Annotated in this window: 12 protein-coding genes; 5 read left to right on the plus strand and 7 right to left on the minus strand. The window is 68.8% G+C overall.

The features are described 5' to 3' along the window. Window positions 1-52 precede the first annotated feature (52 nt). On the minus strand, window positions 53-760 hold the full coding sequence (locus ACWD0F_RS00210; protein ID WP_449871199.1) for a 2OG-Fe dioxygenase family protein: 708 nt from the start codon (window positions 758-760) through the stop codon (window positions 53-55). Here ACWD0F_RS00210 and lat point away from each other — a divergent pair. After that, window positions 747-2,222 carry an L-lysine 6-transaminase gene (lat, locus tag ACWD0F_RS00215; RefSeq protein ID WP_449871201.1) on the plus strand — a complete coding sequence of 492 codons (1,476 nt, stop codon included), beginning with the start codon at window positions 747-749 and terminating at the stop codon, window positions 2,220-2,222. The genes ACWD0F_RS00210 and lat overlap by 14 nt on opposite strands. Window positions 2,223-2,249: 27 nt before the next feature. Here the strand turns inward: lat and ACWD0F_RS00220 are convergent, their stop codons facing one another. After that, window positions 2,250-3,329, minus strand: a complete 1,080-nt coding sequence (locus ACWD0F_RS00220) for an anion permease (protein ID WP_449871202.1) — start codon at window positions 3,327-3,329, stop codon at window positions 2,250-2,252. 166 nt (window positions 3,330-3,495) lie between these two features. On the opposite strand from ACWD0F_RS00220, the gene ACWD0F_RS00225 reads away from it, so the two are divergent. From ACWD0F_RS00225 to ACWD0F_RS00240, 4 genes are all read left to right on the plus strand, one after another. Beyond that, window positions 3,496-3,858, plus strand: a complete 363-nt coding sequence (locus tag ACWD0F_RS00225) for an ArsR/SmtB family transcription factor (RefSeq protein WP_449871204.1) — start codon at window positions 3,496-3,498, stop codon at window positions 3,856-3,858. 21 nt (window positions 3,859-3,879) lie between these two features. Continuing rightward, window positions 3,880-4,623, plus strand: coding sequence for a class I SAM-dependent methyltransferase (locus tag ACWD0F_RS00230; protein WP_449871206.1), 744 nt, complete (start codon window positions 3,880-3,882; stop codon window positions 4,621-4,623). A 145-nt stretch (window positions 4,624-4,768) separates the two neighbouring features. After that, the gene (locus ACWD0F_RS00235) at window positions 4,769-5,884 is read left to right on the plus strand and encodes a GTP-binding protein (protein WP_449871208.1); all 1,116 of its coding nucleotides are present in this window, start codon (window positions 4,769-4,771) and stop codon (window positions 5,882-5,884) included. A gap of 37 nt (window positions 5,885-5,921) precedes the next feature. Continuing rightward, entirely contained in the window at window positions 5,922-8,432 is a 2,511-nt protein-coding gene (locus ACWD0F_RS00240) for a molybdopterin-containing oxidoreductase family protein (protein WP_449871210.1), read from the plus strand. Window positions 8,433-8,489: 57 nt separating this feature from the next. Here ACWD0F_RS00240 and ACWD0F_RS00245 read toward each other — a convergent pair whose 3' ends face one another. The 5 genes from ACWD0F_RS00245 to ACWD0F_RS00265 form a co-directional block, all read right to left on the minus strand. Continuing rightward, entirely contained in the window at window positions 8,490-10,082 is a 1,593-nt protein-coding gene (locus ACWD0F_RS00245; RefSeq protein WP_449871211.1) for an N-acyl-D-amino-acid deacylase family protein, read from the minus strand. A 61-nt stretch (window positions 10,083-10,143) separates the two neighbouring features. Continuing rightward, complete coding sequence (locus tag ACWD0F_RS00250) at window positions 10,144-11,586, minus strand: Na+/H+ antiporter NhaC family protein (protein WP_449871213.1); 1,443 nt, start codon at window positions 11,584-11,586, stop codon at window positions 10,144-10,146. 84 nt (window positions 11,587-11,670) lie between these two features. Then, window positions 11,671-12,795, minus strand: a complete 1,125-nt coding sequence (gene menC / locus ACWD0F_RS00255; RefSeq protein WP_449872367.1) for an o-succinylbenzoate synthase — start codon at window positions 12,793-12,795, stop codon at window positions 11,671-11,673. Continuing rightward, entirely contained in the window at window positions 12,796-13,464 is a 669-nt protein-coding gene (locus ACWD0F_RS00260; protein ID WP_449871215.1) for a MurR/RpiR family transcriptional regulator, read from the minus strand. After that, the gene (locus ACWD0F_RS00265) at window positions 13,461-14,207 is read right to left on the minus strand and encodes a GNAT family N-acetyltransferase (protein ID WP_449871217.1); all 747 of its coding nucleotides are present in this window, start codon (window positions 14,205-14,207) and stop codon (window positions 13,461-13,463) included. Before ACWD0F_RS00265 ends, ACWD0F_RS00260 begins: the two co-directional genes overlap by 4 nt. Between the last annotated feature and the right edge of the window lie 24 nt (window positions 14,208-14,231).

The following is a 14,231-nucleotide window of genomic DNA, read 5'->3' on the forward strand; positions in this document are numbered from 1 at the left end:
GACGCCGGTGGAGGAGGCGCCCAAGCTCGAACGGCACGGGTCTGCGGATGCGTCATGAGCCGGCTCTTCCTGCGACGGCCCGCGCCTCGAACTCCTCTCCGTACTTCCTTCGGTCCCACCGGTTGAATACCACGATCCACAGGTCGCGATGCCCGAGGCCGCCATCCAGCGAGTCCAGGTCGGTCGCCGTGTGCCACATGGCCGTATCGTCGAAGGCCAGCGCCTGGTTCGGCTGCAGTGTCACGCGGAAGAACGGTTCGCCGCCGCCGAGCGGCATCAGCTGGTTCTCGCCCCCCGAGATGTTGTGCCGCGCGAAGACGGCGAGCATCGCATAGTCGTGGCCGTCGCGGTGCGGTCCTTCGGGCACCGACACGCCGGCGACGCCGGCCCCGACCTTGACTCGGCACTGGTGGACATTGATGTGCCAGTCATGTCCTTCGTCCAGCCCGATGTGACCGGCCGCCGCATCGATCTGCGGCGAGGGATCGATTCTCAGGGGCTCCAGCTCTCGTGGCAGACCGCCGACCAGGGTGTTGACGGTGGGCGGCTGGAGGAACGGCCGATGCGGCAGCAACCCCAGCCCCCAGCTGCCCGCTTGGGCGTTGAACCGGATGCGGTATTGGGAGAACCGTCTGCTGCGCTGACGCCCGCCCGTGTACGGATCCAACGGGAGGGTTCCGAACTCGGCCAGGATGGAGGGGGCGACCGGGGGCAGGTCGAAGACTTTGTAGAAGGGTGCCATGGGAATGCCCTTCGCCATTAATCAGGAGGGTCGATACTTTACCCGCAGGTGCTTGTTCGACTTTTGTCCCGCGGGCGCGTCGATGGCGTTAATGTCGGCACGTCAAGCGCGGAAAGGAGCAGCCTTGAATGACAATGTCGTGCAACGTAGGCTCGCCCGCCATATATTGACAGACGGCTTCCCCATAACGCTGGACCTGGGCCGCAGCCGAGGTTCGTGGCTGGTCGACGCGGCGACCGGAGACCGGTACCTCGACCTCTACACGTTCTTCGCCTCCGCGCCGCTCGGCATCAACCCGCCCGGCATCGTGGCGGACGACGCGTTCATGGCGCTGCTCGCCGAAGCCGCGGTCAACAAGCCCAGTAATTCCGACATCTATACGGCGCACTTCGCGGATTTCGTGGACACGTTCGCGCGGGTGCTCGGAGATCCGGCACTGCCGCACCTGTTCTTCGTGGAAGGAGGCGCTCTCGCCGTCGAAAATGCGCTCAAGTGCGCCTTCGACTGGAAAAGCCGGCACAACGAGTCGCAGGGCCGTCCGGCCACCCTGGGCACGAAAGTGCTCCATCTGACCAGGGCGTTCCACGGGCGCAGCGGATACGCCCTCTCACTGACCAACACGAACCCGGCGATGACCGAGCGCTTCCCTCTTTTCGACTGGCCTCGCGTCGCCACTCCCGCCGTGACGTTCCCCATCGCGGAGCACCTGGACACGATCGTGGCGGCCGAGCGCCGCGCCCTCGATCAGGCGGAGGCGGCCTTCGCCACGCACGGGCACGACATCGCCTGCTTCATAGCCGAGCCGATCCAGGGAGAAGGCGGCGACAACCACATGAGGCCGGAATTCCTGCTGGCCATGCAGCGGCTCTGCCGCGACAGGGACGCGCTTCTCGTCCTCGACGAAGTGCAGACCGGGGTCGGAATGACCGGCTCACCCTGGGCGTACCAGCAGCTCGGACTGGAGCCCGACGTGGTGGCCTTCGGCAAGAAGGCGCAGCTCGGCGGAATCATGGCGGGGCGGCGCGTGGACGAGGTGCCGGACAACGTCTTCACGGTCGGCGGACGGATCAACTCGACCTGGGGCGGTGGGCTGGCCGACATGGTCCGCTCCCGCCGGTTACTGGAGATCATCGAGCGTGACGAGCTGATCGCACGCGCCGCGTCGGTCGGCTCCTGGCTGCTCGGACAGCTTCACGCGCTGTGTGATCGCCATCCCGCCCTGGTGTCGAACGTGCGCGGCAGGGGGTTGATGTGTGCCTTCGACCTGCCGGACGACGGTCGGAGGGACGAGTTGGTGCTGTCGCTTCGCGAGGAAGAGAACGTTCTCGTGTTGCCATGCGGCCCCCGATCGGTGCGGCTCCGCCCTGCCCTGTCGATCGCGGTGGAGGAACTGGCGGTGGGCATCGCGGCTCTGGACCGCCGCCTCGGCCGGCTGCCGGCCGGCCACAGGGCGATGAGCCTCAGTGGCGAGGGCGCCTGATGGCACCCCCGCCTCTGGGTCCTGGATTCATCGCACCATCAGGTAAGCGATGGCGGCGATGCCTGCGGCGATCAGTGGTGTCGCCGTCCAGGCGAGCAGGAAGTCGCGCAAGGAGCGGCGGTTCAGCCGCCCGACCTCACGGCCGGCGACCCCGGCGATCGCGCCCGTCGAGACTTGCGTCGTCGACATCGGCATGCCCGCTCCGGCTCCGAAGCCGACCAGCACCGCCGTGGTGACGTTAGCCGTCAGCCCCTCCCCATGTGACATCTTCACCACGTCTTCTCCGAGCCGCCGCGCCACGCGAAGCCCGCCGGCCATCGATCCTGCGGCCATGGCAAGGGCGACGGTCAGGAGCACCTGCGTGATCGTCATGCCTGCCGGTATCAGGGAGAACGTGCCGATCGCCACGATTTTGGGGGTGTCATTCAGCCCACGGGCGAAACTCGCGGCTCCACTGGACAGCCAGTGTGCCGCGGTCACCACGCCGGACCCGCGTGTTCCCCGCTTACGGTGGACCGCGCATTCGGTGAGAATGTCAGTCTGGGTGCGTTCAGCGGAAGGCGCGGCGGTCTCCAACCCGTACGAGCCGCCTGAAACGTCATTGTCGGCGCAGGTACATCTAGCCTCTCTCGCGACGTAGCGCCAGACCTGCCTGAGCAGCGCCGACAGCGCGTACGCGACGACGACGCTGGCGAGCAGCGGCAGCACGACCTTGCTGCCCAGCACCTCGAAGTGCACGCTCGATCCTGACGAGCTCAGCAGCAACCCGGCACCGATCAATGCGCCGACCAGAGCCTGAGTGGTGGAGACCGGCAGCTTGGCCAACGTGGCGAGCGCGATCCAACTCGCCGTCCCCACGAGGACAGCGAAGGCGAACTGATCGGTCGCGGGCGCGCTGACGATGCCCTTCGAGAACAGCGCCGTCATCCGGTCGGCCAGCGCCAGAGAGCACAGAGAGCCCGCCAACGTGGCGACCGTCCCCCACGCGATGGCGACGCGGTAGCTCACGACTCCCGCTCCGCCGAGCGTCGCCACCCCTTTCGAGACATCGTTGCCACCGTTCGCGGCCGCCAGGCCGACGAGAAGAATGAAGATCACCAGGGTCATGGGACGCCTCCGGTCCGCTCGACGTGCCGCCGACGATAAAGGCGCTGTGATTAACGGGCAATTTACGATTAGTGAACGACCATAAATAGAGGGATTTCGAATTTTGTTTGGCCGGCCCGGCGGCATGTGGCTTGTGAGCCTAAAGGCGGCCTGCCACCCTGATGTGGTGCTGGAGCCCGACGTCACAATAATCTGCCGCATCGCTACACCGGCCCAACCGCTGACCGGCCAGGAGGCTGCCAGCCTGGCCGAGGTGTTCAAGGCACTGGGCGACCCCGTACGGCTTGGACTGCTGTCAATGATCGTCGCCTATGGCGAGCCCTGCGTATGCGACCTGACGAAGGCCTTCAAGCTCGCGGCCCCGACGATCTCCCACCACCTGAAGGTCCTGCGCAAAGTGGGCCTCATCGAGAGCCGGCGGCAGGGCACCTGGATTCACTACAAGGCCGTGCCCGGCAGGCTGGCCGATCTGTCGATGCTGCTGGACAGGCAGGCCGAAACCGCCGCGATCATGTCCGGGCGGTCGTGACGATCATGTGGGAGGTCTCCGGTGGACAACTATCGGCCCGACACCTACGGTGAGCGCTTCGCTGCGGGCTACGACGAGATGTACGCCGGGCTGCGGCCGCCGCGTGAGCAGATCGACATGCTGCGCGAGCTCGCCAACGGCGGCACGGTGCTCGAGATCGGGATCGGGACAGGGCGCGTGGCGGTGCCGCTGGCGCAACGAGGGGTGCCCGTCGTCGGCGTAGAGTCGTCGGCGCGGATGCTGGACAGGCTACGAGAGCGTGCGGCCGGCTTGCCCATCGACACTGTGCACGCCGATGTCACCGACCTGACCGCGGCGGATCTGCCGCCCGTGACCATGGCGTACATGGTGTTCAACACCTTCTTCATGCTTCGCGGACGCGCACGGCAGCGGGCCTGCCTGCGGTTGGTGCGCTCACTGCTGCCCACGGACGGCACTCTCGTTCTCGAGGTGCTCGTCCCTGACCCACAGCGTTTCGGACCGCGCGGCGAGGTTCTGGTCAGAACGCTGGCCGCCGACGAGGTGATCCTCCAGGTCGCCAGGCACGATGCCGGGGCCTGCCGGATCGACTTTCAGGCCATCCGATTCCGCCACGACGCGACGGTCGAGCTGGTCCCCACCGAGGTCCACTACCTGTTCCCGGCCGACCTCGACAGGCTGGCGGGTGACTGCGGTTTCGCGCTGAAGGAACGCCACGCGGATTGGGACAGGTCGCCTTACACCGAAGACGCCGACAATCACGTTTCCGTCTATCAGATCGAGTGACATTTCTTTGACCTTCGTTTAATTAGATTTGCGCCTAATTGAACGGCTTGATCAGCCACCGTCTTCGTCGTTATCGTGCGGCGAAACCATCGACCGCTGCAACAAAAGCACCAGTCAGTGAGGCGAGCAGGCGATGATTGAATTCATGACACTCAGCGGCTTCCTCGGAGCAGGTAAGACCACCACGCTCCTCGAGACCGCGAGGCGCCTACAAGGAGACGGCCGGCGGGTGGCGGTGATCACGAATGATCAGGGCACCGAACTCGTCGACACACAACTGGCGCGATCCGCCGGTGAGGCGGGAGAGGTCACGGGCGGCTGCTTCTGCTGCCGCTTCGACGACCTCGTCAAAGTGGCACAAGACCTGATCGACAATCACGGGGTCGAGACGCTGCTGGCCGAAGCGGTGGGCAGCTGCGCCGACCTGCAGGCGACCGTGCTCAGGCCGTTGCGGAGGTACTACGGCGACCGTCTCACCGCCGGTTCGCTCATGACCGTCGTCGACGCCGATCGGCTCGCGGCACTGCGCGAGTCCTCGTCGCAGAACGGGAACGCGGATCTCTCCTACCTCTTCGGGAAGCAGCTCGAAGAGGCCGACGTGATCGCCTTGAACAAGATCGACCTCCTCGACACGGAGAAGACCCAGGCCACCCTGGACGAACTGCACGCCAGATACCCTTCCGCCACGGTGGTCGGCTACTCGGCGAAGTCCGGCAGGGGCGTGGACCAGCTCATGAAGGCCTGGATGGCCGAAACGCCCGCACCGCGCAACGTAGAGATCGACTACAACCGCTACGCCAGGGCCGAGGCCGCGCTCGCCTGGCTGAATCAAACCGTCATCGTGCGCGCGTCCGGCGACTTCGACGGTGACCTCTGGGCACGGACGCTGTTGGAGCACGTGTCCAAGACCGCCCACGATGAGGGTTGGACCGTCGGGCACGCGAAGGTCACCCTGCAGGCGCCGGGCGTTCTCACCAGATTCAGCCTGACCCGCAGCGGCGGCGCACCTGTCGCGGACGGCCCCGCCGCGAGACCGCTCGCCGAGGCGGAGGCACGCATCAACGCCCGCGTCGCGTGCAAGCCGGCCCAACTGGACGACGCCGTCGACGCCGCCGTGCGTGCGGCCACCAAGGCCGCCGCGGCTGAGGTCGAGCGGCGCGACGGAGAGGCCGCTTTCCAACCGGCCTACCCGCAACCCACGTACCGTCTCGCCGCGCCCGACCTGTCGGCACAGAGCTGCGCCTGCGACGGCAACTGCTGAGACACCGCCGCTTCCCTCCCCGTCGCAAGGACGTTCCATGAACGAACCACGCCCCTCCCCCTTCTCACGTCGGTCGATCTTGCAGGGCGCCGTCCTGGGCGGCACGGGAGCGGTCGTGGGCTCGCTGCCGACACTCGTGCCATACGCCGCGCAGGCCACGCCTCTCACGGCTCAGGACGCCTCGATGCCCGATTTCGTCGACGGCTCCGCCGCCCTGCAACCGGACAAAACCGTGGCGGGCGCCTGCCAGTTCTGCAACTGCGACTGCCGGCTCGAGATCCGGATGAAGGCCGGCCGGGTCATCGACGTACGCGGTGAGCGGTCGGACCCCGTCCAGGACGGCAACTTGTGCGTCAAAGCACCGATGATGTCGCAGTTGACCTACAACCCGCTGCGGCTCACCACTCCGCTGCGCCGCGTCGGCGGGGCGAAGGGTGACCCCGACTCCCGCTTCGAGCCGATGACTTGGGACGCGGCACTCGACCTCATCGCCACGCGTTTCCTGGCGCTACGGGACCAAGGCGAAGCACGGGCGATCGCCAACCGCACCACGGGACGCATGCCGCGCGGAGCCGGCGCACTCGCGCACCGGCTGTTCAGCCTGTTGGGCAGCCCGAATGACACCGATGTCGGCCCCGTGTGCAACGATGCGGGCGGCAACGCGCTGGCGGTCACGTTCGGGCTGGGCAACTTCACCAACGGGTACGGCGTCGACCCCGCCACCGGCAAGGAGGACCTCGGGGCCGCGCGCTATCTGCTGATGCTCGGCACCAACCAGGCGGAGACGCATCCCGTCACCTTTGCCTACCTGCTGCGTGCCCGGCAGCGCACCCGGGCTCGGCTGGTCGTGGTGGATCCACGGCGGACGCCCACGGGAGCACTCGCCGACGACTGGCTCGCCCCTAAACCGCACACCGACTTCGCCCTGATTCTGGGCATGTTGCACGAGGTCATCGGCAAAGGGCTCTACGACCGCGCCTTCGTCGACCGATGGGTGGCCGGCTTCGACGAGCTCCGCGAGCACATGGCCGCCAAGGGCTACACACCGGAATGGGCCGCCGGAGTGACCGGCGTTCCGGCCGCCACGATCCGCAGGATCGCCAGGGAGTACGCCACGACGAAACCGGCGGCGATCTTCTGCAACGCCGGCATCTCGCACCAGCTCGGCGCCTTCGACACCTACCGGGCCATCGCGATGCTGGCCGCGATCACCGGCAACGTCGGCGTGCCCGGTGGCGGGTGCAACTTCATGCATAACACCTGGCCCGGCGGACTCGGGCTGCCCCCGCTCAAGACCGAGGTTTCCGACCCAGGGCCGGCTCTCCCCGTCGGACCCGACGCGTTCGCGGAGGCCATCATCAGCGGAAGCCCGTACCGGCTCAGGGCGGTGATGACCGAAGGTAATCCCCTGATCAGCTCGGCCAACACGGCCAAGGTCCGCCGAGCCTTCGAGATGCTGCCCTTCTACGTCTACACCGGCCTGTTCATGGAGGAGGCCGCCTACTACGCCGACGTCATCCTGCCCGTGTGCAGCGGCCTGGAGTTCGAGGGCGTCTACATGCGCCGTGACGACCGCGCCATCCGTTGGCAGGATGCCGCCGTCCCGCGGGTAGGCGAGTCGCGCTCCGACACCGAGATCTTCGTCGGGCTGGCTCACGCACTCGCCCGCAACGACCGGCGTCACCCGCCGTCCTACTGGACGGAGGCCCTCCCCCTCGACTGGACCGACTACAAGAAGTTGTGGGCCACCTTCGTCGCCAACACACCGGGCGCGGCAGGCATGACGAGGGAACGCATGCGCGCCCGGACCGAGCCGCTGCGCTGGCCGTGTCCCTCCACCGACCATCCGGGCGTGAGCACTCTCTACCTCGACCATCCGTCCTGGTACCAGGCCGCTCGCTCGCTCGGCCCCGGCAATGCCGGCAAGCGCTTCCTCACCTCCAGCGGCAAGGTGGAGATCTTCACGGCTGATCTGGAGAGCAGGCTCGCCCCCAGCGGCCACCACGCGCTTCCCATCTTCTTCACCCACCCGGAAGTGACGGGAGCGAACCCGACGCTCACCTACGGCGCCGCCTTCATCGCCAATCCCGTCAACCCTCAGGCGCTCACCCATCCGGTACAGCTCGGCACTCCCGCCGACGGGACGGTGCACCGGCAATATCCGCTGATGGGCATGACCGGGCGTCCGAGTGTCGTGCATTTCGCCGGAGTAACGCACTGGACCCATACCGGCGAGCAACTCAACGGCATTCGCCTCGTCCAGATCCACCCCAGCACCGCCGACCGGTACGGAATCGCCAACGGTGACCCGGTGCTGGTCGAGAGCCCGCGCGGCGCGGTGACCGGCACGGCTCTCATCGAGCCCGGCATCCGGCCGGACACGATCTTCCTGCCCAACACGTTCGGGCCTGCGCAGAAGGTGGGCGACACCTTCGGCGATCCCCGATACGAGGCGGCCAACACGCTCGTGGACGACCGGTTCTACGACAACCTTTCTGGACAGCAGGCGTACAAGTGCTTCGCCTGCAGGCTACGCAAGGTGCGCTGAATGTCTTGGTGATGAAGAACGCCGCGAGTTCGAGCAGCAGGGGCAACGAGACCCCGGTCAGGGGCGAGGCCGGCGCAGCACCGTGCCCGGCCGCGCGCCGGTGGGCGCGCCGTCGGCGAGTGCGGCGACGCCTGCCACCAGGACGGCGGCGAAGCCGGTGGACAGCTGCCAGGGATCCGTGTACGTCGAACGGTCGGCGACGGTCTCGGGATCGAAGACGGCGATGTCGGCCACCGCTCCCTCGGCGAGGCGGCCGCGGTCGGTCAGGCCCAGCCGCTGGGCCGGCAGCCCGGTCATCTTGCGTACGGCCTCGGGCAGATCGAGCACGCCTAGTTCGCGAACGTACCGTCCCAGCACCCGCGGGTAGGTGCCGAAGCTGCGCGGGTGCGGCAGCCCCGCGCCTTCCGGCCGCAGCACCCAGCCGTCGCTGGCGACCGACACCATCGGATGGCGCAGCACCGTGATGACGTCCTCCTCGCTCATCGCGTGGTTGACGATCTTCACTGAGGCCCGGTGTGCCGCGAGGACCCGCAGCGCGGCCTCCGCCGGATCGGTGCCCTCACGCCGCCCGATCTCGGCGATGCTGTCGCCGACGGCGCCGCTGTAGGGCCCGTCCGCCAGCTCGGCGAGGATGACGCCCTCGGGGTCGACGTCGCGGCCGAAGCGGGATCGCAGGCCCTCGGCCACCCGTTCGCGATCGGCGGGGTCGGCCAGCCGGTGCAGCAGCGCGGGAGGGCCGCCGTCCATGCTCCACAGGGGGAGCCGCGAGGTCAGGGTGGTGCTGGAGGCGGTGTACGGGTACACGTCGGCGGCGGCGTCCACCCCGCGCTCCCGTGCCCGGTCCAGTTCGGCGAGCGCGGTGGCGACGGAACCGTGGTTCTCCGGTCCCATCGCCTTGAGGTGGGAGATCTCCAGCCGGCCGCCCGCCGCCTCCGCCGCGCCCAGCGCCTCGCGTACGGCGGGCAGCAGCGCCCCCGACTCGTTGCGCATGTGCGTCGAGTACAGCAGGCCCGCCGCCGCCGCTTCGGCGACCAGCGCGCGTACCTCCTCCTCGGTGGCGAAGGAACCCGGGGCGTAGATCAGGCCGGTGGAGAAGCCGTAGACGCCCTGGGCCGCCGCCTCGCGCAGCAGCGTGCGCATCGCGTCGAGCTCGGCGGGCTCGGGGGGCCGTTCGGCTCCCTCCATGACGGCGATCCGCAGGGCCGCGTGCCCGACCTGCAACGCCAGGTTGACAGCGGGCCGCGTGCCGGACACCGTGGCCGCGAATCCCCCGGTATCGGTGAAGTCCCACCCGGTCTCGGGAGCGAGGAAGTCGCTCCATTCGCGCAGCAGGCCCGCCGGATCCTGCGGGAACGGCGACCACCCGCAGTTCCCCGTCACCAGGGTCGTCACTCCCTGGTAGAGCTGGGTGGTGGCCTGGGGCCGGCCTTCGACGCTGAAGTCGGCATGCGAGTGCAGGTCGATGAAGCCCGGCGTGACCGCCAGACCTGACGCGTCGATGGTGGTGCGACCCCTTGGCGGGTCCCCGTCGGCGGGGCGGGCGATCCGGGTGATCCGCCCGCCGTCGAGGCCGAGATCCGCCCGGTAGCCGGGGGCGCCGGTGCCGTCGATCAGGGTGCCGCCACGGACAACGGTGTCGTGCTCCGTCACTGTGCTCGTCCTCCAAGTGCTCCAACGGGAATGCGGTGCTTCAGCGGGCCGTACCCCGGTCTCAGGGGGACAGGAAGAACAGGATGACCGCGTACATCAGGCAGGACGGAACCAGCAACGCCCAACCTGTGATCATCATGTTCCGCAGGTTCGAGGAGCGGGCCAGGCCCATCGCGCCGACCATGTTGGCGTTGGGGAAGGGCCCGTAGGTGTCGGCCTTGGAGGCGAACAGCAACACGATCGTCCACGCGCCGACGCCGACGCCGATGGTGGCGGCCAGGTCGCCGAAGACCTTGTCGAGCAGCACCACCTGGGCCGCCGTCGCCCCCGGCACGCCGACCCAGCCGAGCAGCGCGATGAGGATCGTGAACACGAAGGGGGAACTGCCCGCCAGGCTCTTGCCGTACATGTCCAGGATCACCTGGAAGGGCGCAAGCTTGTCGATCGTGATGAACAGCGCCGCCAGCAGCCAGAAGAGCAGGAAGATGCTGATCAGCCGGGATGCGCCCCGGTAGAGAAGCTCGATGATCTCCTTGGGGCCGCGGCCGCTCGCCAGGCCCGTGACGACTCCCAGCACCGGCAGGGCGAGCAGCGGGAACGCCGTCCCCGCCTTGGTGACCGTCGCGTAGACGACGCTGGCGAGCAGCACGATCAGGAAGGCGGCCGTGGCCCGGCCCGCGCCCGCGGTCGGCACGTCGGCGTCGGCCGCCGCGCCGACCTCGGCCTCGCTGTAGAAGTCGTCAGTGCGCTCGGTCCTGCGCTGCATCCACGGGACCACGATGAGTCCCATGATCAGCGAGAGCACCGCGAGCGGTCCGGCTCCGTAGCCCAGGTAACCGAGGTAGCCGATCCCGGCCGCGTCCATGATGGCCACGTTGGACCCGGCGAAGGGCGCGATGGTCAGCCCGGCGCAGCCGCCGATGAACATCATCGACGCGGTCGCCGACCGGGTGAAGCCCATCCTGGCGGTGATCGGCAGCAGGATGGGAGCCGCGATGGCGAGCGCCCCGGCCAGCGTGCCCAGGCTGGCCACCAGCAGCAACGAGGCCACCATGACGCCCAGGATCACGGCGGAGCGGCTCTTCTCGCCCACGACGCGCATGACCCCGCGCACGATGGTCCCGGCCACGCCGGTGCTCTTCAGGATCTCGCCGACGCCGGACCCCAGCATGATGACCAGTCCGATCATCGTCACCTGGTCGGCCAGGGAGTCTCCGAGCAGCGCGCCGATCTCGATCGGCGGCATCTGGGCGACCAGCACCCCTGACAGCAGGGCGATGACCGTGGCGATCACGATGTCCATGCCGAGCAGGGACAGCAGTGCGTACAGCGCGATCGGCAGCAGGCCCCAGAGGGTCGGGCCGTTGACGAGGAAACCGGCGCCGACCGAGGCGACCAGGCCGATCAGGGCGATGATGTTGGTCAGCCTGCGACGCTTGGGGGAGGTTTCGACGTCATAGGCGTTGGTGTCGTTCTTGGGGGAGGTGCCGGGGGAGGCGCTCATGTACTTTCTCTCTGCGGGGGTTTCGGGCAACTGATCCCGCCGTGGCAGGGCCCGTTGCGGGCGGGAAGCCGCGACGGGGAGGACTCAGCCGGAGGCAATGATCGTGGTTTCCTTCAGCCGGTTCTCGCCGATGAAGGCGACGTCGACGGTGTGACCCAGTCCTGGCCCGTCCGGTACCCGGACGACGCCTTGGTCGGCGACGACCTCCGGCTGGATGACGTCGCGGGCGTAATACTTGGCCGAGGCCGACACGTCGGAGGGCAGGGTGAATCCGGGGAGGCTGGAGAGGGCCACGTTGACGGCGCGGCCGATGCCGAATTCGTGCATGCCGCCGCACCACACGTCCACGCCGTGCTCCCGGGCGAGGTCGTGGGCCGCCACGGCGGCGGTGAGCCCGCCCATCCGCGACACCTTGATGTTGAGCACCCGGCCGGCTCCCAGCGCGAGCGCCGTGCGCAGATCGTCGATGGTGTCGACGGACTCGTCGAGGCACACCGGCGTCCGCACGCTGCGCTGCAAGGCGGCGTGGGCGACCAGGTTGCGTGGCGCGAACGGCTGCTCGATCATCAGCAGCCCGAAGTCGTCCAGGCCGCGGAGCACGGCGAGTTCCTCCGCCGTCTCACCGTAGGCGCCGTTGGCGTCGACGTGGACCGCCAGATCGGGGAAGGCCTCGCGGACCAGCCGTACCGGCTCGGTGTCCCAGCCGGGGGCGATCTTCAGCTTGACCCTCGGGTATCCGGCGTCGACCTGGCGGCGTACCTGGTCGAGGAGTGCGTCGTAGGTGGGTTCGATCCCCAGCGACACCCCCGCCACGACCTCGCTGCGGGTCCCGCCCAGCGCCTTGGCCAGCGAGATGCCGCGCATCTCCGACCACAGGGCCCAGCCGGCGGCGTCGACGCCCGCGATCGCGAAGCGGTTGCCGCGGACCTTGCGCCACAGCCGGGGCAACTCCGCCGGGTGCTCCCAGACGGCGCCGACGACGGAGGGCAGCAGGTAGCGCTCGGCGATGTGCCAGCAGGTCTCGGTGGTCTCCGGGCAGTAGAAGGGGTCGGACGGAGAGGCGATCTCGCCCCAGCCCTCGGCTCCCGACTCGTCCACCAGCCGTACCAGGATGTGGTCCAGATGGGTCTTACGGTGGGAGCTGGTCTGGAACGCGTGCACCAGCGGCAGCCGGACGAGATGCAGCGACGCTTCGACGATGCGGATAATTCAGTCCTCCAGATAGTTGCCGAGGGCGTGGCTGAGCCGGTCGCGTTCCGCGAGCCTGCGCCGGGCGCCTTTCGAGCTGGCGGTGGCCAGCGTGGTCAGCAGGTGCACGACCGCGGCGACCGCCGTGGGTGAGTCGGCGTAGGAGGCGCTGTCGGTCCGTACCACGAGGGTCTCGGCCGCGATGGCGGCCAGTGGCGCCCGCTCGTCGTCGGTGATGGCCACCACCGCGCCGCCGGCCTCGGCGAAATGCTGGGCGACGACGACCGTCTCGCGGCGGTACCTGCGCAGCGACACCGCGACCAGCACGTCGGTCTGGCTCACCTCGCTGAGCACGTCGAGGGCCCGCACCACGGCGCCGTCGACGAGGGTGACATGGGAGAGTCCGGCGGACAGGTCGGTGGCCAGCAGCGAGGCGTAGGCGAACGACTTGCCGTACCCGGTGACGAAGCGCCGCCGCGCGGCCACCACTGTGGCGGCGGCCCGGGTCGCGGAGCCGTCGGCGGCGATCCGCGCCAGGGCCTCGGCGAGATTGCGGGTCTCCTGCTCGATGACCTTCTGCTGTAACGCCTCGGCCGACGAGCGGCGTTGCAACCGAGCGCCGAAGCGCTCGCCGGGGCTGCTCAGCCTCCGGTTTTCGGCGTGGGCGAGTTCGAGGTCGCCTGTCGTCACAGGGCACGCTCCAAGCGGTAAAGGGCGGTCTGGGGGGTGTACGGCAAGCAGGACACGGCGGCCCACCCGTCGTCCATCAGCGGTCCGAGGACGGCTGCCAGATCGGTGCGCACCCCTTCCGCGTGGAGCGGGTCTCGCTTGGCAAGGGCGGTGAAGTCGGACGGGATCGGCAGCCATATCCGGTCGCCGTCGGAGATCGGGCGGCCCCAGTCGACCAGGTCCGCAGGGGGATCCTGGGCGGGTGTGCGGGCTCCCGGAGCGATGCTGAGATCCCAGTCGACGAGGAGGCGGTCGGAGCTGTCGTCGTAGAAGCCGCCGTGGAACCAGCGTGCGACCGCGCCCAGCACGTCGAGGTTGAAGTGCGCGTTACGCGCGATCAGGGGGTCGTAGGTCCAGCGCATCCGGGTGGCGCCCCAGCCCAGCGCGATCTCGCGCTGGGCCGACTTGAGCGCCCGGCCCAGGCCGCGACCTTGGTGGCTGGGGTGGACCACGGCCGCCTGGGAGTAGTGGTAGGAGCTGGTCCCGTCCGTGGCCTGGAAACCGAAGGCGAAGGCGATGACGCGGTCGCCGTCATGCGCGCCGACGACGGAGCCGCCGTTGTCGCGCAGGGCGGTGAGCAGTCGCGGGCTGGCGCCCTGGCGCAGGTCGGTGTAGCCGAACACGTCCCGGTAGAGCGTGGTCGCCTGACCGAGCTCGTCCGGGGTGGTGAGGGTTCTGACCACGGGCATGGTGGTTGACGTCATGAGGACGGGGTGCTCCTGCTGCGA

It is taken from the genome of Nonomuraea sp. NPDC002799, assembly GCF_053592075.1.